This window comes from Cellulosimicrobium sp. NPDC057862, from assembly GCF_042797035.1.
Taxonomy (GTDB): domain Bacteria; phylum Actinomycetota; class Actinomycetes; order Actinomycetales; family Cellulomonadaceae; genus Cellulosimicrobium.
The window spans coordinates 147,455-164,722 of sequence record NZ_JBHVMH010000002.1 but is presented as its reverse complement, the minus strand read 5'-3'; the positions used below and the strand labels follow the sequence as shown (position 1 = coordinate 164,722).

General features: G+C 70.0%; 14 protein-coding genes. 4 read left to right on the top strand and 10 right to left on the bottom strand.

Features of this window, described 5'->3' with window-relative positions:
- Nucleotides 1-159: 159 nt before the first annotated feature.
- The 5 genes from ACFVN3_RS03430 to ACFVN3_RS03410 all read right to left on the bottom strand — a co-directional run bounded on the left by ACFVN3_RS03430 (nucleotide 160) and on the right by ACFVN3_RS03410 (nucleotide 6,853).
- Nucleotides 160-2,379 carry a peptidase C14 gene (locus ACFVN3_RS03430; protein ID WP_378230592.1) on the bottom strand — a complete coding sequence of 740 codons (2,220 nt, stop codon included), beginning with the start codon at nucleotides 2,377-2,379 and terminating at the stop codon, nucleotides 160-162.
- A 91-nt stretch (nucleotides 2,380-2,470) separates the two neighbouring features.
- On the bottom strand, nucleotides 2,471-4,645 hold the full coding sequence (locus tag ACFVN3_RS03425; protein WP_378230589.1) for a peptidase C14: 2,175 nt from the start codon (nucleotides 4,643-4,645) through the stop codon (nucleotides 2,471-2,473).
- 485 nt (nucleotides 4,646-5,130) lie between these two features.
- Nucleotides 5,131-5,385: a hypothetical protein gene (locus tag ACFVN3_RS03420; RefSeq protein ID WP_378230586.1), complete on the bottom strand. Its 255-nt coding sequence runs from the start codon at nucleotides 5,383-5,385 to the stop codon at nucleotides 5,131-5,133.
- Between the two features lie 32 nt (nucleotides 5,386-5,417).
- Nucleotides 5,418-6,515: a GNAT family N-acetyltransferase gene (locus tag ACFVN3_RS03415; RefSeq protein WP_378230584.1), complete on the bottom strand. Its 1,098-nt coding sequence runs from the start codon at nucleotides 6,513-6,515 to the stop codon at nucleotides 5,418-5,420.
- Nucleotides 6,516-6,682: 167 nt separating this feature from the next.
- Entirely contained in the window at nucleotides 6,683-6,853 is a 171-nt protein-coding gene (locus ACFVN3_RS03410; protein WP_378230582.1) for a hypothetical protein, read from the bottom strand.
- 441 nt (nucleotides 6,854-7,294) lie between these two features.
- Here ACFVN3_RS03410 and ACFVN3_RS03405 point away from each other — a divergent pair, with 441 nt between their 5' ends.
- The gene (locus ACFVN3_RS03405) at nucleotides 7,295-7,663 is read left to right on the top strand and encodes a hypothetical protein (protein WP_378230580.1); all 369 of its coding nucleotides are present in this window, start codon (nucleotides 7,295-7,297) and stop codon (nucleotides 7,661-7,663) included.
- Nucleotides 7,664-8,076: 413 nt separating this feature from the next.
- On the opposite strand, the gene ACFVN3_RS03400 is transcribed toward ACFVN3_RS03405, so the two are convergent.
- Nucleotides 8,077-9,975 (bottom strand): alkyl/aryl-sulfatase, encoded by a 1,899-nt coding sequence (locus tag ACFVN3_RS03400; protein ID WP_378230578.1) that lies wholly within the window; start codon nucleotides 9,973-9,975, stop codon nucleotides 8,077-8,079.
- Nucleotides 9,976-10,205: 230 nt separating this feature from the next.
- On the opposite strand from ACFVN3_RS03400, the gene ACFVN3_RS03395 reads away from it, so the two are divergent.
- On the top strand, nucleotides 10,206-10,790 hold the full coding sequence (locus ACFVN3_RS03395) for a recombinase family protein (RefSeq protein ID WP_378230576.1): 585 nt from the start codon (nucleotides 10,206-10,208) through the stop codon (nucleotides 10,788-10,790).
- Between the two features lie 681 nt (nucleotides 10,791-11,471).
- Nucleotides 11,472-11,774, top strand: a complete 303-nt coding sequence (locus tag ACFVN3_RS03390) for a hypothetical protein (RefSeq protein WP_378230574.1) — start codon at nucleotides 11,472-11,474, stop codon at nucleotides 11,772-11,774.
- A 296-nt stretch (nucleotides 11,775-12,070) separates the two neighbouring features.
- On the opposite strand, the gene ACFVN3_RS03385 is transcribed toward ACFVN3_RS03390, so the two are convergent.
- From ACFVN3_RS03385 to ACFVN3_RS03370, 4 genes are all read right to left on the bottom strand, one after another.
- A complete protein-coding gene (locus ACFVN3_RS03385; protein ID WP_378230572.1) occupies nucleotides 12,071-13,594 on the bottom strand; it encodes a PIN-like domain-containing protein in 1,524 nt (507 codons plus the stop codon).
- Between the two features lie 109 nt (nucleotides 13,595-13,703).
- The gene (locus tag ACFVN3_RS03380) at nucleotides 13,704-13,937 is read right to left on the bottom strand and encodes a hypothetical protein (RefSeq protein WP_378230570.1); all 234 of its coding nucleotides are present in this window, start codon (nucleotides 13,935-13,937) and stop codon (nucleotides 13,704-13,706) included.
- Between the two features lie 246 nt (nucleotides 13,938-14,183).
- Nucleotides 14,184-14,705: a hypothetical protein gene (locus ACFVN3_RS03375; RefSeq protein ID WP_378230568.1), complete on the bottom strand. Its 522-nt coding sequence runs from the start codon at nucleotides 14,703-14,705 to the stop codon at nucleotides 14,184-14,186.
- On the bottom strand, nucleotides 14,702-16,246 hold the full coding sequence (locus tag ACFVN3_RS03370) for a hypothetical protein (RefSeq protein ID WP_378230566.1): 1,545 nt from the start codon (nucleotides 16,244-16,246) through the stop codon (nucleotides 14,702-14,704). Before ACFVN3_RS03370 ends, ACFVN3_RS03375 begins: the two co-directional genes overlap by 4 nt.
- Before the next feature lie 261 nt (nucleotides 16,247-16,507).
- On the opposite strand from ACFVN3_RS03370, the gene ACFVN3_RS03365 reads away from it, so the two are divergent.
- The gene (locus ACFVN3_RS03365; RefSeq protein ID WP_378230564.1) at nucleotides 16,508-16,972 is read left to right on the top strand and encodes a hypothetical protein; all 465 of its coding nucleotides are present in this window, start codon (nucleotides 16,508-16,510) and stop codon (nucleotides 16,970-16,972) included.
- The last annotated feature ends 296 nt before the right edge of the window (nucleotides 16,973-17,268 follow it).

The window sequence follows — 17,268 nt, the reverse complement described above, 5'->3', positions numbered from 1 at the left end:
CGCCAGATCGGCGCTCGTGTTAACTCGCCGGCGACGCGATGCGGAGTTGTGACCTTCGCGCCGCGGCTCCCACCGACTGCCGAACCCGGGATCGCTCCCCAGGGCGTGCTCGTCCTGGGGAGCGATCCCGGGCTCGGCGGGGGCGTGGTCGGGCCGGTGTCAGACGACGAGGTTGCCCGTCGTGACGACGCGGTCGCCGTCCTCGGGGAAGGCCGTGCGCGTCACGCCCTGCTCGACGTTGCCGCTGTGCAGGGCGTACGAGTCGCCGCCCAGCGCGGACGGTGCGAGCGCGAGGGTCCCGCCCGCGAAGGTCGAGCCCGTGGCGGTCCACTTGTTGATACCGGCGTCTAGGTTCACGTGTCCAGTGTCACCCGACGGCGCGGTGCTCCGGACGCCGTCGAGCGCCCACGTGACCGGCTTGTCCGCCTTCGCCCGGCGCAGGAAGCTGCCGCCCGCGGGCTTTCCCTCGAGCCGGGCCCCGCCGTCGAGACGGATCGTCTGCTCCGCGGCGCCCGCCGCGACGACCGCGACGTTGCGCACGACGCCGCCGCGCACCGTGAGGTCGCCGCTCGCCGTGACGGTGCCCTCGCCCTCCGCGGCCTCGAGCGTGCACGCGTCCAGCACGACCTGCCCCTTCCCGGCGAACGACGCGTTCTTCAGCCCGTTCAGGGTCGTGCGCACGAGGTGCACGGGGTTCGTGACGGTGGCCTGGGTGATCGCGGTGTCGGGCAGCACGGCGAACCGCGAGCCCTCGATGACGTTCGGCCGCTTCGACAGCGCCGACGCCTGCGAGATGATCAGCGTGTCGTCCGCCTGGCAGCCGCGGAGCTGCACGCCGTCGGCGTTGACCCACATCATCCCGGAGCCCGCGAGGCCGTCCTTGCGGATGACCTGCACGTCCTCGAGCGTGAGGTCGGTGACCTTGACGCGCGCGACGAACCACGAGCACACGTGCCGCGTCACCGTGATGCGCTTGGCGGCCCCGCCCCAGGCCGCCCCCGAGTTGGCGAACGTCATGAGGCCCGAGTTCCCCACGTACGTGAGGTCGTGCTCGTACTGGCCGTGCGTGACGAACGGGCCCTGGTCGTCGCCGTCGCCGTGGCAGTTCTCCACCAGCCCGTACGACGACGCGGTCCAGTCGTTGAGGTGCCGCGCGTTGGTCGTGTGGCAGTCCACGACGTGCCCGTAGTTGCAGTAGATCTGCTGCGTCAGGTAGCCCGCGCCGCCCCACGTGACCGACGCCGGGTTGGTCAGCGAGCAGCCCGCCGTGCGGAAGAACGTGCTCCACCGGCGCATGACGAGCGGCCAGAACGTCGCGACGCCGTGCACGTTCTCCACGTCGCACCGCACCGCGTACTCGTAGGCGATCGGGTGCGAGCCGGTGTACTGGTCGCCGTCGGGCCGGCCGCGGAACGCGAGGTTGCGCACGTGCACCTGCTCGACGGGCTCGACGCGCGTCCACGTGAGCGTCCGGCCCTTCGCGAGCGACCAGCCCGCCTTGTAGTTGACGCGCACGTGCGTCGCGTCGACGACCTGCGTGATCTGCACGAGGCGCTGGAGCTCGCGCTCCCACCGGCCGGCGAGCGCGTTGACCTCGACCGCGTACCACTGGCCCACCTCGAACTGGGACGAGTCGGCGACCTCGTAGTCGTCGCGCAGCTCCGGCATCGTCGCCGTGAGGGTGTTCGTCCGGACGTCGTCCGTGACCGTGCCGCGGAAGAACAGGACGGCAGCGAACGGGTCGTCCTGCCCGGCGTCCTCGATGCCCTCGGTCGTCATGAGGTGGTTGCCGAAGTCGAGCTCGAGGTTCGAGCGCGTGAACGTGTGGCGGCGGGTGAAGTTGAGGTCGGAGTGGGCCTCGATGCGGCTGACGCTGGGGTCGTCGACGAGGGCGTCGAGGGCGTCGTCCGCGGCGTTCTCCGGGCCGAAGAGGCCGAACCAGCGGAAGTCGGCGGTGCCGGTGTGCAGGGTGTGCCAGCGGCCCGTGGTCTTGGCGTCGGCGGGGGCGAGGACCGTGCCGTCGTTGGGGGCGGCGGTGGACTTCGCGTCGTAGCGCACGAGGCGGGCGGCGCCGTCGCCGGGGGTGGCGTGGCCGAGGAGCTGGGCGACGGTGCCGTCGTCGAGCTTCTTGGCCTTCCAGCCGGTGAGCTCGGCGACGGTGGCGGCGACGAGGACCTCGGCGTCGGGCTTGTCGTTCTTACCCGTGGCGAGCGGGGCGCCGTGGAGGGTCGTGGCGCCGGCGGTGCCGCTGCCGAGCGCGACGGCGCCCGCGGCGAGGGACGCGATCCCGGCGACGCGCAGCAGGTTGCGCCGCGACGGCGGCTGGGCGGCCTCGCCCGGGGCGGCCGCCGTCGGCTCGGTCGTGGTGTCGAGGGTCATGAGGTGTCCTTTCGTCGGCCCGTGCGCGACGGCGCGGGTGTCGGGGGTGTCGGGGAAGAGGTTCTGAGCCGGGGCGGGTCGCCCGGACGGGTCAGGTGGTGAGGTTCGCGTCGACGAGCACGCCGTCACCCGAGGTCGGCAGACCGGTGCGGTCGACGCCTGTCTCGACGTTGCGGGCATGGAGGACGCGCACGCCGTCGGGCAGGTCGAGGCGACCGCCTGTGAACCGCGACCCGGTCGCGGCGTAGCGGTCGCCCGCCCGGAGCGCGACGTGCGCGGTGCTGGCAGGCGCACTGAGGTCCGCGCCGCGGAGCGCGACGTCGACGGCGCCCGCGCCGGTGCCACGTGAGACGAGCGCGCCGGCCGTCGTCGTGCCCGCGGCCCGGACGCCGTCGAGCACGAGGCGCTGGTCGCGCGCGCCGCTGAGCCGCACGCCCACGCCCCGCCACGACCCGCCCGTGACGGTGACGTCCGCGGAGCCGAGGTCGATCGGGGCGGCCGGCGCGTCGTCGGTGCCGCCGACGAGCTCGCAGTCGGTGAAGGTCACGGGGCCGGCGCCGCGCAGGATCGTGCCGTCCACGCCCGTGATCCGGGTGCGGACGAAGTGCACGGGGTTCGTCACCGGCGTCTGGTGCAGCACCGAGCCCGGCGACAGCGCGAACGCGCAGTCCTCGACGACCGTCGGGCGCCGCGACAGCGACGACCGCTGCCCGACGGCGAAGAAGCCCGCCGTGCAGCCGCGCACCTGCGCGCCGTCGGCGTTGATCGTGAGCGTCGCCTGCGGGTCGAAGGTCGAGCGGGCGACGACGTGGACGTCCTCGAGCGTGAGGTCGGTGATCTTGGTGCCCGCGACGAACCACGAGCACGTGTGGTGCTTGACCGTGATGCGCTTGGCCGCGGTGCCCCACTGGCCGCCCGAGTTGGCGATGTCCATGAGTCCGCTGTTGCCGACGAACACGAGGTCGTGCTCGTACTGCCCGTGGGTCGTGAACGGGTTGCCGCCCTGGTCGTCGCCGTCGCCGTGGCAGTTCTCGACGAGGCAGTACGCCGACGCCGTGAGGTCGTTGAGGTGCCGCGCGTTGTGGCTCGTGCAGTCGGACACCCGACCGTAGAGGCAGTAGATCTGCTGCGTGAGGTAGCCGGCGCCGCCGTAGAAGACGGTCGGCGGGTTGGCGACCGAGCACCGCTCGGTGACGAAGTGGGTGTTCCAGCGCCGCATGATGACGGGCCACCACGTGCGGTGCCCGTGGACGTCCGACACGTCGCACCGCACCGCGTACTCGAACGCGACGGGGTGCGAGCCGGTCATCTCCCGGTCGTCGGGCAGCTCGCCGTTCGCAGGCCCGTCGAACGGTCCGGCCCCGTGGAACGTCATCGCGCGCACGTGCACCTGCTCGACGGGCTCGACGCGCGTCCAGGTGAGCACGCGCCCGGCGGGTAGCTCCCAGCCGTTCTTGTAGTCGACACGCACGTGCGTCGCGTCGAGCACCTGCGTGATCTGGACGAGGCGCTGGAGCTCGCGCTCGTCGCCCCCGCCCCCGGGGCGCTCGTCCGAGCGCAGCGCCCACCACTGCCCGACGGCGAACGCGCCCGCGTCCGCGACCTCGAAGACGTCGGTGAGGTCGGGGAGCGTCGTGGCGAGAGCGCGAGTCTGCGTCTCGTCGGTCACGCGTCCCTGGAAGAACAGGACCGCGCCGAACGGGTTGTCGTGCGCGTTGCGCTCGATGCCCTCCGTCGTGACCGTGTGCCCGCCGAAGTCGAGCTCGAGGTGCGAGCGCGTGAACGTGTGGCGGCGGGTGAAGTTGAGGTCGGAGTGGGCTTCGATGCGGCTGACGCTGGGGTCGTCGACGAGGGCGTCGAGGGCGTCGTCGGCGGGGGTGTCGGGGCCGAAGAGGCCGAACCAGCGGAAGTCGGCGGTGCCGGTGTGCAGGGTGTGCCAGCGGCCCGTGGTCTTGGCGTCGCTCGGGGCGAGGACGGTGCCGCCGTTCGGGGTCGCGGTGGACTTGGCGTCGTAGCGCACGAGGCGGGCGGCGCCGTCGCCGGGGGTGGCGTGGCCGAGGAGCTGGGCGACGGTGCCGTCGTCGAGCTTCTTGGCCTTCCAGCCGGTGAGCTGGGCGACGGTGGCGGCGACGAGGACCTCGGCGTCGGGCTTGTCATCCTTCTGCGCCGCGAGCGGTGCGCCGGTGAGGGGCGCTGCGTGGGCGCTGCCGCTGCCGAGCGCGACGGCGCCCGCGGCGAGCGACGCGATGCCGGCAACGCGCAGCATGCTGCGCCGCGACGGTGGCGCCACGTCGGCGGCGTGCTCGGCCTGGGCGCCGTTCGAGCGGTCGGATGGCGGGGTGGGGCGGAACGGGGAACGGGGAGTGGTGGAGGACAACTCGGGCACCCTTCGGGACGTCGGGAGGACGCCGTGCGGGCGGGCGACGCGAAGGCTCCGGCGGCCCGGGGCTGCGGGGTGTTCCGGGGGAGCGGTGCTGCGGGGTCGTGCGGTTCCGGTGCTGGGTCGGGGTCAGCGGGTTCGTGCGCGTCGTTGCGACGGTGAACCGGACTCTCGGAGACTAGCCAAACGCTATGGCATCGTCAAGAGACGTCGGAAGCGTGTCGATGCAGGTCAGACGGAGTTCACTCGGCCCCAGAATGCCATAGCAAAAAGCAACATGACCTGCACGAACCGCTCGCGTGAGCGTGATTCAGGGCCACGATGGCGACGTGCCGACCAGCGAGCCGCTGCCCGACGCGACCCGTGATCGCTCATCGGCCGCGGTAACGCTTGGCCACGTAGGCAGGCGCCGCGAGGGCCCAGTAGAGGAGGGAGACGACTCCGATGGGAGCCATGTACGCCGGCTCGCTCCGACCTCCCGCGTCGTACACGACGGCCGCGACGACGGAGACGAGCCCGACCCAGCCGAGGAAGAGCGGCCCCGTGCGGACGGACGCCCCACCGGCTACGTCCCGCAACCAGCTCTCGTACCATCCCGACGGCGGGTCGGGCTCGCGCTCAGCCATGGCCGGAAGTGTGGCACGGTCGTCGAGGCCGATCAGAGGTAGTCGCCCGGCCAGTGGAAGCCCACCCCGGCGCCGGCGGCCTCGCGCAGGCGGGCGACGACGTCGGCCCCAGCGCGGACGGGTCGCAGCATCCCCGTGGCGTCGCTGCCGGCGACCGGCGCGTCGAGCGCGGCAGCGGCGAAGCGCTCGGTGAGGGCGTGCGCGGGCAGGCGGACCTCGACGGTGGGGGAGGCGTGGAAGCGGGCGCGGAGCAGCGTCGTGCGCGCCAGCGCGTCCACGACCTCGTCCGCACGGTCCGATGCCGGGTCGACTCCGAGCTCGCGGACTTTCAGGACGCCCGGCCCGGGCTCGAGGACGAGGTAGCCCACGACCTCCCCGTCGACAGCCCGCGCGGAGAACGCCTCGGCGCCGGAGTACCAGAGCGGGATGCGGCGTTCCCAGTGCTCGGCGGTTCGCCGGGTGGCGAGGGGGCGCGGTCTCTCGGCCACGGCATCGAAAGCCTCGTGCAGCGCGGCGAGCTGCTCCCACCCGAGCGCGACGGACCAAGCCGGCCACGGGACGCCCGGCAGGCGGTCGGTGCGGACGGTCAGGGGTGCGTCGCCCCCCGGGCCTGATGGCGGAGTCTCCGGCCCGGGTGGCGTGTCGCCCGGAGTGGGTAGGTGGAACGACTCTGCGGCGAGGTCGTCCTCCGCGCGGTTCTCGGCGTCGCCGAGCGTTCGGGGCGCCCCGCGCAGGAGCGGCACGTCGAACGTCTCGAAGCCGCTCGACCGGTAGACGTCGGGCGTGCCGGTGAACAGCAGCGCGACGTCCGCGCCGTCCCGCTCCATCTGCTCGATGGCCCGGGAGAGCAGCGCGCGGACGAGGCCCCGGCCGCGCGCCTCGTGGGCGGTCGCGACGTTGGCGACGCCGCCTGCCCGGAGCGTGCGGCCGTCGGGTCCGCCGAGCTCGCGCGGCGTCCAGTACACCGAGCCCACCACTCGGCCGTCGAGCGGGTCGAGCGCGACGTGCGTGCGGTCGAGCCGGCTGTCGTCGGTCTCGTGGACCGGCACCATGAGCGGCGCGTCGAACGCGCGGCCCCACAGCGCGTAGAGCGAGGAGACGTCGTCGGGCGTGGCGGTGCGCAGGTGCATGGCCGTCCAGGGTCGCGAGCCGGTGTTGACGGGATGCTATAGCAAAAGTAGGGTCGCTGGACGACCGTCGGCGTGCGACGCGACGGACCGCGCGGGCCGGGCTGGGCGCGTGCGACCCTCCTGGGTGGCGGTGCTGCCGCCACCCAGGACTGTGGTCTCGCCGGAGATCAGGCGAGCCGCCGGGCTTCCTGGCAGACGAACGGGCGCGGGTCGCCGGCTGCGAGCTTCGCGTACTTCTCGAGCTCGCCCGGGCACGCACGGCAGCCGAGCTCCAGGGGCTGGTGTGCGTGTTCGACGAGGAGCCGCTGCGGCTGCTGGACGTCGCGCTGTGGTGGCACGCCGTACGCGGAAGGGCCCCCGCCGTTGATGAGCGGTGACCTCGACCCCGCGGCGCTCGTGAGTACGTCGTCCTGCCGCGGGGTCGGTTTTGTCGTCGTGCGTCTCGGTACCTGGTGCAGACCATTGCCCCCGGCTCCCGCGCGCCTGTCACGTCCGGCGGTGGCCCTCCTGGAATATCTCCCCATGCCTTCACTCCACGCTGGTCGTGCGGTCGCGATGGCCGTTGGACGAGGTCTCCTCGTTCACGGGCTGGCGCGCGTTCTGCTTCTTCACGAAGAAGAGGAGGAGGGCGGAGGGTAGTGGGCACGTATCGGCGGTCGAAGAGGGAGCCGCCAGCAGGTTCACCTCAACACGAACTGGAGTACCTCAGATCGGTCGAGAGTCTCGCGGAGGAGTACAGCCGGAACGGGAAGAGACGTCTTCGCCGTCATGAGGCAACGGTGTTCACCGCGCTCAGCGCCTCGGCCGGTGTGCCGGTGGCCGTTGCGGCAGGTGCTCCTGGCTGGGTCCTAGCGTCACTGGGTGCCGTCGCCGCAGTCAGTCAGGCCTCACAGCAATTGTTGCGCGGCCGGGAGCTGGGAACTCAGAGTCACGCGATCGCCGTTGCGCTGAGCCGAGCGCTGCGACGACTCCGGTTCGACTCGGGGGCGATCACTGAGTACCAGCAGCGCCGCGTATTCGAGGCTCTTGTCGAAGAGACGGAGGGCCTACTCAGCAGCCAGGACGACAGGATGCTGGAGCTGATGCGTTACGAGGCAAAGGCGCAACCGCCTGGCGCGGATGTGGCCGCGCCCGCGACGCGGGACTGACTGCATCCAGCGCTCAGCGCCATTTGCCGGCGGGTCGCTATTGGGGCCCAACGTCGCAACGGAACCTGTGGCCGCGGTGCGGGTACCGTCTCACAACCGACCGTTTCTCGGGCGTCGCAGAACTAGGTACTGCGACGCCCGAGAACTTGTCTGTCAACGGCCTTGCAGATCCCGCCGTTCTCAGAGGTTTCGCACAGGTCGATGCGCTGTTCGGCGGTGCCCGTGACGACATCGGCGAAGGCCCTCGAGCCGACCCCCGCGAGAGCCGCGACCGACACCGCTTCGAAGACCTACACCGTCATGACTGGGTCGATCATCCGCTGCCAGCCGGCACCACCCGGTGCTCCTTGTCGCTCGGGGGTTCACGGGGCGTGTCCTAACATGCAACAGACGCCGACGGGTTCTGTCTCCGTTCAGGGCGTGACGATGGCGAAGGCCGGGTCGGGTGCGGTCAGCACGCCGAGGAGGCGTGTGAGCGTTGCGGGGTCGCCGTCGTGCTGGACGTCGTTGAGGTCGTGTCCGGCGAGGATGCCGAGCAGCTGGGTCTTGGTGAGCCGAAGGGTGAGGTCGACGGCCGCTGCGCGGGTGGGGTTCGTGGTCTGGATGAGGACCCCGTTCGACAGTTCGGTGCGGACCGTGTCGCCCGAGTCGGTGAAGATCCAGTCGATGACGAGGGGCTGCTGAGCCGCCTTGAGACCGTCCACGCGGATCGCGAGGGTGTCGAAGAGCTGGTCGACCGAGAGCCCTGCGGCCATGCCGGCTCCCAGGTCGCCCATCGGGGGCGGCGTGATGCCGTGGCGCAGCTCCTGGGCTCCGGCGAGATAGAAGCCGCGCCAGGTGGCGTTCTCGGCCCCGTAGCCGAGCTTCTCGTACACGCCGGCGAGGGCTTCCGTCGCCTCGGTGTCGTCGGGGTCTGCGAAGACGGCGTGCTTGAGCAGCTCGGCGGCGAACCGCAGGTCGCCGCGATCGGCGTACCCGGCCGCCTTCTCCTTGACGGCGTCTTGCCCGCCGATGACGTCCACGTAGCGGTTGGCGGCCTCGACGGGCGGGTGTGCCCACAGCGACGACGGGTTGCCGTCGAACCAGCCCATGTAGCGCTGGTAGATCGCCTTGACGTTGTGGCTCACCGAGCCGTAGTAGCCGCGGGCGTGCCACGCGTCGTCGAGGACTGGCGGCAGCTGGATCTCCTCGGCGATCTCCGCTCCGGTATGCCCGGTGTTGAGCAGTCGCAGCGTCTGGTCGTGGAGGTAGGCGTACAGGTCGCGCTGCTGGGACAGGAAGGTGACGATCTCGTCCTGCCCCCACGTGGGCCAGTGGTGAGACGCGAACACCACGTCGGACTGGTCCGCGAACAGCTCGATCGACTCGTTCAGGTAGCGCGCCCAGATGCGCGGGTCGCGCACCAGTGCTCCGCGCAACGTCAGCAGGTTGTGCAGGTTGTGGGTCGCGTTCTCGGCCATGCACAGCGCCCGGCGGTCCGGGAAGAGGAAGTTCATCTCAGACGGAGCCTCGGTACCGGGCGTCATCTGAAAGACGATGCGGACCCCGTCGACGACCTCCTCCTGCCCCGTGCGGGTGATGTCCACGGTGGGCGGGAGCAGGGAGATCGTTCCGGTCGAGGTCCCGATGCCGAGGCCGGTGCTCATCTGTCCCGTCGGCCCGGGGCCGAGGATGGGGGCGTACATATACGAGGCGCGGCGATTCATCGCAGTTCCTGCGTACACGTTCTCCGACACCGCATGCTCAAGGAACCCCACCGGCGCGAGGATCGGCACGGCCCCGACCCCGTCGGGCAGAACCCCGCCGGCGCCGCCGAAGTGGTCGCCGTGGGAGTGGGTGTAGATCAGCCCGGTGACCGGGCGGTCGCCGCGGTTGCGCCGGTACAGGGCGAGGGCCGCGGCGGCCGTCTCCACGCTGATGAGCGGGTCGATAACGATGATGCCAGTGTCACCCTCGACGATCGTCATGTTGGAGATGTCCAGGCCGCGCACCTGGTAGATCCCCTCGGTGACCTCGAACAGGCCATGGACGGCGCACAGCTGCGCCTGGCGCCACAGGCTCGGGTGCACCGTCTCGGGTGCCTCGCCTTGAAGAAACCCGTACTGCTCCATATCGAAGACGACGCGACCGGTCGCGTCCGTGATCGTGCAAGGCCTGAGCTGGTCGACCAACCCCCGCTCGGCGTTGTCGAAGTCAGTGCGGTCGGTGTAGTCGAGTGCCACAGCGGTCCCCTTCGTCTGTCCGTGCGCACGGGCATCCCGGCGCTCGGCTTCACTGTCCCAAGCGATCCCCATTCGTGCGCGGTGAGGCATAGGCCACCCCAGGCAGCAAGCGGCGGCACTGGCGGAGGTCGCGATGGGAGGACGGCAGGAGAGCGCCCTTGTCGATATCGGACAATCCATCCCGATGTCTCAAAACTGACCGTTTCTCGGACACTGCGTCCGCCAACGCGACACGCCGAGAGAACGTGTCGCAGAACTAGTGTCCGGAAACCCCTGGTGTCGCGAAACGTGCCCCGGGGGTTTTCGCTACCGTCGCCGCTATGGCACACGTCTACGGGTATGCCCGGGTCTCCACCACGGCGCAGAACCTCGCCGCACAGATCGACGCACTCACGGGGCCCGGCGGGGTCGACGAGCGTGACGTCGTCGTGGAGAAGGCCTCCGGCCGCCGCGAGGACCGGCCCGAACTCGCGCGGGTCCTCGCGCAGCTGCGTGAGGGGGACACGCTCGTCGTGACGAAGCTGGATCGGCTCGGCCGGTCTGCGGCGCACGTCGCGCGTCTGGTGCGCGACCTTGACGAGCGCGGCGTCACGCTCCGGTCACTGTCGGAGACGCTCGATACCTCGAGCGCGGCCGGGCGGCTCATGGTGCACGTGCTGGCCGCCGTCGCGCAGATGGAGGCCGACCTCGCGCGAGAGCGCACCCTCGACGGGCTCGCGGCCGCACGCGCGCGGGGCCGCGTCGGCGGCCGGCCAACCGTCATGACCCCCGACCGCATCGAAGCCGCCCGTGTCGCCCTCGCCGGCGGTCAGTCCCGCGCTGCTGTCGCCCGCGCCCTCGGGGTATCCCGAGACACGCTCTACCGGCACCTTCCAGGCCTGGGCTCATCGGTTGGTGAGCGCTGATGCCTCGCCGGAGACGATGCCGGCGTTGTCGTGAGCCGCTGAACTGGAAACTGCGCAGCGACGCCGCCTATTGCTCTCCCGCGTGCAAGCAGGCCGACTACCGCGACCGAAGTTCTCTGCCTCGCGAGTGGACCCGAGAGCCCCTCGACACGTTCGCGGTGTGGTTCGACGAAGAGTTGCGCGAGGCTCGAAAGTGGCTGCCGGAGCTGGTTCCCCCCTCGAGCCTGCACAACCGGCGCGTCTTCGAGGTGCTCTATGTCGGTCCAACGCCCTGTCGGCGCCTCGGCTGCTCATCGCGGCCACGAGGCAAACGCTTCCTCCTTGGTCGAGCGCATGCCTCATCGCCCGAACTCGGCCCGTTCTGCAGCAGCGAGTGTCTTTACCAGTACGCGATGGGCTACGAGGGCTAGGCGAAATTGAACATGTGTTCTAGGAGTCCTGTTACGGCTATAGGGCTCTGACCAGGGAGTATGTCGAAACGGTGTCCACGGATGTTTGCGAGAGGGGTTGTAGACAGTCAGGCTTGTACCGACGCCAGTTCTCCGACCGCGACATCCGGTCCGAGGTCGGGAGCAAACGAAGGGCCGAGCAGCTGGAACTGCCCGGCCCATCGCGGCTGACAACTGAATACGTACACCTGGCACGCACGTCGTCGGCTCTACCGTTCAGGAGCATCCTGACATGCCCAGCACATCAGATCCAAGACTCGCCAGCACCTTTTCACCGGTGCTGGCTGGTTCTGATCTGGGCGCCGTGCGCTGCCACCCCTTCCACAGCAACCGGAAAGAGGTGGGGCACATGCCTCCTCAGTCACCCCTCACGCGACCCCCGGCGGAGTCGCACAGCAGCATCGCGCTCGTCCTGCTGTTCCTTTTCGCGCTGAACACGAACGGCGCCGCAGTCGACGAAGCCGCGGCATGCCTGAGCACCCTCACGCATACCGAGATCTCGCAGGAGGTGAACGGGGAGGACGTCGCCCCGTAGACCATCCGCAACGCTGTGATGCCCGTGAAGGGCCCCGGCCCCGGCCGGGGCCCTTCACGGGGCGAGCCGGCATCACATGGGGTCGCGGAGGGCGACGTCGACGCGCTGCTGCAGCGCGTCCCAGAGCCGCACCTGCAACCCGTCGAGGTCTCCCCGGCCGCGGGGAGCGTGCACAACGACTCACTCGCCCTCGTCGAGCCCGTCGCCTGACGCCAGCACCGAACGCGCGAGAACCGCGCGGTCGTTCCACGGTGGTCCCAACACTGAGGGAGAGGGGTACCCCGTATCCGTGACGATCAAGGTCGGCCACCAGGACGAGCGCGTCGTCGCCCGGTTCGCCAAAGCCGCGAAAGATCCGGGCCGACACGTCGTCTGCCGTCGGGAGGCGCCTGCCCCTCGAAAACGTCGTGGCGATCTGCTGCGCGTTCAACCTTGGGGAGGTCGTGCTGAGCGGCGTCGAGTTCGTCCGCCACTCGCTCGATGTCGCGCGCTGCCTGGTCGAGGCGGTCGCGATCCTGGCTACTTGTCCGGCCCTTCGAAGCCTGCACGATCCGTTCCACCTCGTTTGTGCTCAGGCCCGCCATGCCGCGCCGTGCAGCTTCGATCGTCGCGAACGCTCCGAGGGTCTGGCCGTCTCCGACGAGTGAGCTGGCGAGGTCGTCGCGGCGCCGAGCCTCCTCGAGCGCACTGAGAGCTGCGCCCTCTCCCATTCCTGCCGTGAGCAGTGAGCTGACGAGACGGGTGCCCAACAGCCCCTCCCTAGCGGCCATCCAGAGGCGCCCGGTCTCTTCGAGGCGCTTCTGCTCGTCAGCGTCGACTCTCCAGCCCGCCCGGGCGAGACGCCCGAGCTCGGACTCGACGGGAGTGGCGGTAGCGCTCAGCATCCCGTGTCCCTGGAAGGCTGCGAGTCGCTCGATGATGCTCTCGGCGTCGGCCGTCGCGCGCGCGAGCTCGTCCTCTTCCTCCAGGTTCTCCGTGGAGACGGTGATGTCGAGCGCAGGTGCTCGCTTCAGGAGCTCGCGCGAGTCGAGCTGGTAGTACTCGTGCCCGGTCTCGCGTCGGAACTCCGAGATGAGGAGAGGATGGGGGACGGTCGGCATGCCCGCGCCTCCGGCCTGCCACCAGTTGCCCTTCGCGTCGTCGGTGACGAGCACGATGTCGGTCTCGTGCTTGCGGGCATGGGCGAGAACTTCGCACCAGAGCAGGTAATCGCCGGCTGCGGCAGCGGCACCGCTGGCGGCGGCCTTGTGCGCGTCGTCGTACCCGGGCGGAAGTCTCAGGGGGACGCGGATCGAGGTGAAGTCCCGAACGCGTGCTGCCAGGTTCTTCGCTCGCGGTGGCTGTCCGACCTTGCCCTCAAGTAGGGCTTCGAGCTGGTTGAGGATCGGGTCGTCGGCCAGATCGATGCGGTGCGGATCGTCCTCCTCAAGCGCGGCGAGGCCGTCGACGATCTGCCCGAGAAGAGGGTCCACGAGCGCCCTCACCGCAGCGGAGGTCTCGTCGTAGCGCCCATCGCCCCCGAAGGACTTCACGGCCTTGTGGAGAGCCGTCGTGGCCGTGCGGAGGGCTGCGTAGGCGTCGCTGATCCCCGCGGCAGCAACTGGACGGTTGCGGTGGAACTCGACGCCCACCTGGTAGGGGAGGAACAGCCGCCCCCCGATGGTCTTGAACACCTCGAGCCGCTTCGTGCGCAGATCGGGGGAGGCGCGGTACAGGCCAAGGAGCACATTCGTGTCCAGCACGACCGTCGCGTTGACGAGCGCGTCGTCGACTTCGCCGTCGTCGGGCCGCTCGTAGTGGTGGCTGAACTGGGATCGCACGCGCACACGCTACGCCTTCGGCGTTCGCTGTCAGTGGGTCGGGTACGTTCGCGCACACACGACGCCCCCACCACATCCCCCTGGTGGTCGGGGCTCGTCGCGTCTGGGCTCAGCGGCGCTCGACGGCGTCGGCCCAGAGCCACGCCCACCCCTCACGCCCCTCGCGGGAGAGGTAGCGCACGTGGACCTGGCGGCCTGCCCACGCGACGGCCTCGCCGTCGACACGGGCCTCGCCGCTCTGGCGCGGCGTGATCCACGCGCGCACCGGGATGCCCTCGGGCGGGCGCACAATCGCCACGCCACGGCGTGCGATATCTGGCGCCTCCTCGGCGTGGTCGCGCATCGGGACCGTCTCGATGCCGGACGGCCAGCCGCCCAGAGGCGGACGCCGACGGGTACCTACGACACCAATCGTATTCGAACAGATGTTCCCCTGAGTAGACCACCGAGAGGTGTTGGAATGACGGTGTTCTGCGTCGTTGACAGTGTCTGCGAAAGGGTCGAACGGCCAAGCGCGGGCCTGCTTTCGCGGGCCCGCGCCGGAGGCAATTAGGCCACGGGTTCGCCGAGGGCCGTTGAGAGCGGCCTGCTACTGCGCACTTGCAGCGAGCTGGGCTCCGTAGTCACTTGACAGCTTGAGTACCGCATCGGTGTCGTCGGGTGTGGCAAGCCATACTTCGATGAGGAACTCCTCGGTTGCAGTCTCGGTGGCGGCGCCTACGTCGCGATCTCGCCCGCGTGAAGAGCAGCGGAGCATGTGCGGCGCTTCGGGCGCGAGTGCGAGGTTGGGCGAATTTCCGTCGTCTCCGGACTCCATGAAGCCGCGGATGACGAGTTCGCCGTGGTGCGGGCGCAGCCGCACCTGGACTACGTCCTCCCACTCATCAAGTTGCGCCTCCGCGGGCCGATCCCCTGTGGCCCATACGACGTGGACGGGTCCCATGTAGCAGCCTGTGGCGATCAGTGCGCCGCCCGAGGGATTGGACCGGACCAGCCCGTTGGCGAAGAGGATCGATTCCTCGCTCGGCTCGGGGTTCTCCGGGGAGTCGACGGCGATCATTGAGTAGTCCGCGAGCTGGACCAGGGAACCGCTCGTTGTCGTCATGGTCACCTCACCAGGATGGTGAACTTGTCGCCGACGAGCACACGGTTGTCCTTGTAGAACGTGGTGAGCATCGTGCCGGCTGTGCGGTTGTGCCCGGTCAGGACCATGCACCTACTGAATCCGACCGATCCAGAGCCACTAGCGATCGGGAGCTTGCATCCGGCGAACACTCGGGCGGTGCCGCCTGCGCTCGCGCCCTGGGCCGTTGACGCGAACGGGTACTCGTCGCACTCGTGACCGGTCGGGCGCGTCAGCGTCTTTGGGCACGCCTTGTTGCGGTTGGCGGTCTTGATGGCCGTGGTTGTTCTCGTCAGCGTCGAGGGCAACCCTGAGTTGATGGCCTGGGAGATGTGCGCGGTGACCAGGCTGTATGCACCGGTGCGGTAGTGGACGAGCGAGATGGGTCCAGCCGGGAAGACGCAGCCCTTCCCCATCCCGGCGACCGCGTTGTTGTCGCAGCGCGGGGATAGGGAGTACGAGGCGAAGACCCCGCTGGGGAGTGCTCCGGGCTTGGTGATCGTGAAGCTCCAGTTGCTTCGCACCGTCGCGGACTTGCCGTACGTGATCTCCGGTGCGAGGCGCCCGATCGCGTGGATGGTGTTGGCGAGTAGCGGTTGCTTCGTCAGGGAACCGGTCTTGCCCGTGCAGTAGCTCGAGCACTTGAACGATCCGCTGATGCTGACGCCGCTTTGCAGGTTGCCTGTGCTCATTGTGCGTCGGACGGACGTCTGGTTGAACACCTGACTGGATTTGGTGTCCGTGTACACGTAGACCACGACGGTCTTCGTGAGGGAGCCCGCCTGTCGGATCGCCCCGCCCTGTCGAATGTAGGAGACCGTGGTCGCCTTCGACGCCATGCACGAACTAGTGCGCCAGGTCAGCGGCCGCGACGTCGCGGTCGTACAGGACGACGGCGGCTTGACGACGGCGTACCCGGTCGCTGCCACGGAGGCAGCGGTGCCTGTCTCGAGCCCTTGCTGAATCGAGAGAGACGAGCCTTCGGGCACGTCACGCCCTGCCGCGAGGTTCGCCTCGACGACCGGGGACAGGCTCTCGTCCAGGACGACGGGGTCTTCCCCGATCTCGTCGAACATCGACTCGACCTCGGCCGGATCTGCTGCCATCGGCTTCTCTGCGCACAGGATCTCGGTGCTGCCGTCCTCCAGCACCGTCTCCTCGCAGTATTCATACTCGCCGCCGGTCTCAGACACTGGCCAGCTGGTCTTGGGGAATGTCGGGCGGGGAATGGGGAAAGTCCCCAGCGCGTATCCGTCGTGCTGAGTCAGGACGGGGTCGTGCTCGTCGACGCATCCCTCATAGTCGGGCGTGGCCGTCGCGGAGTCGATGCATGGGAGCGCCGTGTCGTCCGACTCGGTGTCACAGTCGGTCAACGTGGGGTCGCAAGCCGGGTCGGGCAGGACGAGACTCTGTGAAGCCTCGGCGGGGCCGGAGACTGGCGGCGCAGTGCTCGCCATCGCAGACCCCGGTAGGGACAACGCCGCGAGCATCGCGACTGCAAGGAGGAGCGAGATCCTCTTGTTCCTCATGCACACCTCATTGGTGCATTGGCGCATCTAGCGCCGTCAAGACCCGTTCGGGTGTGCGGATCGTGGCAGACCTGCGGCACGGAGTACAGGCTCGGTCCGGGTGAAACTCAGCCCACGACCGCAGCGATCCTGACGACTACACCTTGGAGAACACCCGGGGCTCTCAGCGCGCGTGGACGAAACGACGCGTCGCCTACGTGGACTACAGCCCGGAGGAGACTCTATAGAACACCAGTTCGAATCACGGCGTAGCCTGGACGGGTGACGACGACCGCTCTCGACCCGTTCGAGGCGGCTCGCGCGACCCTGCGTCGCGCGGAACTGCGCACGGGCGTGCGCTCGTCGACGCCGGGCGTCGTCGACCTCGACGACGGCCCGCGGCCGCTCGGCGCGATCCTCGACGGCGGGCGCCTGCCGCGCGGCGCTGCCAGCGTCGTGACGGGCTCGACGTCACTCCTGCCCGCGCTGCTCGCGACGTCGCAAGGATCGTCGGAATGGCTCGCCGTGGAGGGGGCGCCCGACCTCGGAATGCTCGCGGCCGCGGACGCTGGCGTGGCTCTCGAGCGCGTCGCGCTCGTGCCTCGCGCCGGAGACGATCCTGCCGGCGTCGTCGCGGCACTGCTCGACGGCATGACATACGTCGTCGTCGGGCCTGACACCTGGCTCACGGGACCGAGCGCCGGCGGCTGCTCGCCCGCGCGCGCGAGCGCGGCTCGGGGCTCGTGAGCGTGGGAGCAGGCGGCGGTTCGCCTCGACGTCGTCACACACCGCTGGGGAGGCACCGACGCCGGCGACGGCTACCTCCGGCGATGCGAGCTCGACGTCGCCCGCACGGCCCACGGCATCACGGACCGATGGACGCTCACGCTCCCGACCCCCGGCAGCCTCCTGGTCGACCCGGTCGAGGGGCAGACCCGTCCCGCCGCGGCGCAGGGGCGCGCGCCGCTGCGCCTGGTCGGGTAGCAGAGCGCGTCTGCGGACATAACAGCCCCGACACCGCGAAACGCACAGGTGCGCGGCCC

Coding starts and splice junctions, on each gene's coding strand:
- ACFVN3_RS03425 (WP_378230589.1), bottom strand. CDS start 4,645: ATGCTGCGCGTTGCCGGCATCGCGTCGCTCGCCGCGGGCGCCGTCGCG.
- ACFVN3_RS03390 (WP_378230574.1), top strand. CDS start 11,472: ATGCCCAGCACATCAGATCCAAGACTCGCCAGCACCTTTTCACCGGTG.
- ACFVN3_RS03370 (WP_378230566.1), bottom strand. CDS start 16,246: ATGAGGAACAAGAGGATCTCGCTCCTCCTTGCAGTCGCGATGCTCGCG.
- ACFVN3_RS03415 (WP_378230584.1), bottom strand. CDS start 6,515: ATGCACCTGCGCACCGCCACGCCCGACGACGTCTCCTCGCTCTACGCG.
- ACFVN3_RS03395 (WP_378230576.1), top strand. CDS start 10,206: ATGGCACACGTCTACGGGTATGCCCGGGTCTCCACCACGGCGCAGAAC.
- ACFVN3_RS03400 (WP_378230578.1), bottom strand. CDS start 9,975: ATGCCTCACCGCGCACGAATGGGGATCGCTTGGGACAGTGAAGCCGAG.
- ACFVN3_RS03430 (WP_378230592.1), bottom strand. CDS start 2,379: ATGACCCTCGACACCACGACCGAGCCGACGGCGGCCGCCCCGGGCGAG.
- ACFVN3_RS03420 (WP_378230586.1), bottom strand. CDS start 5,385: ATGGCTGAGCGCGAGCCCGACCCGCCGTCGGGATGGTACGAGAGCTGG.
- ACFVN3_RS03380 (WP_378230570.1), bottom strand. CDS start 13,937: ATGCGCGACCACGCCGAGGAGGCGCCAGATATCGCACGCCGTGGCGTG.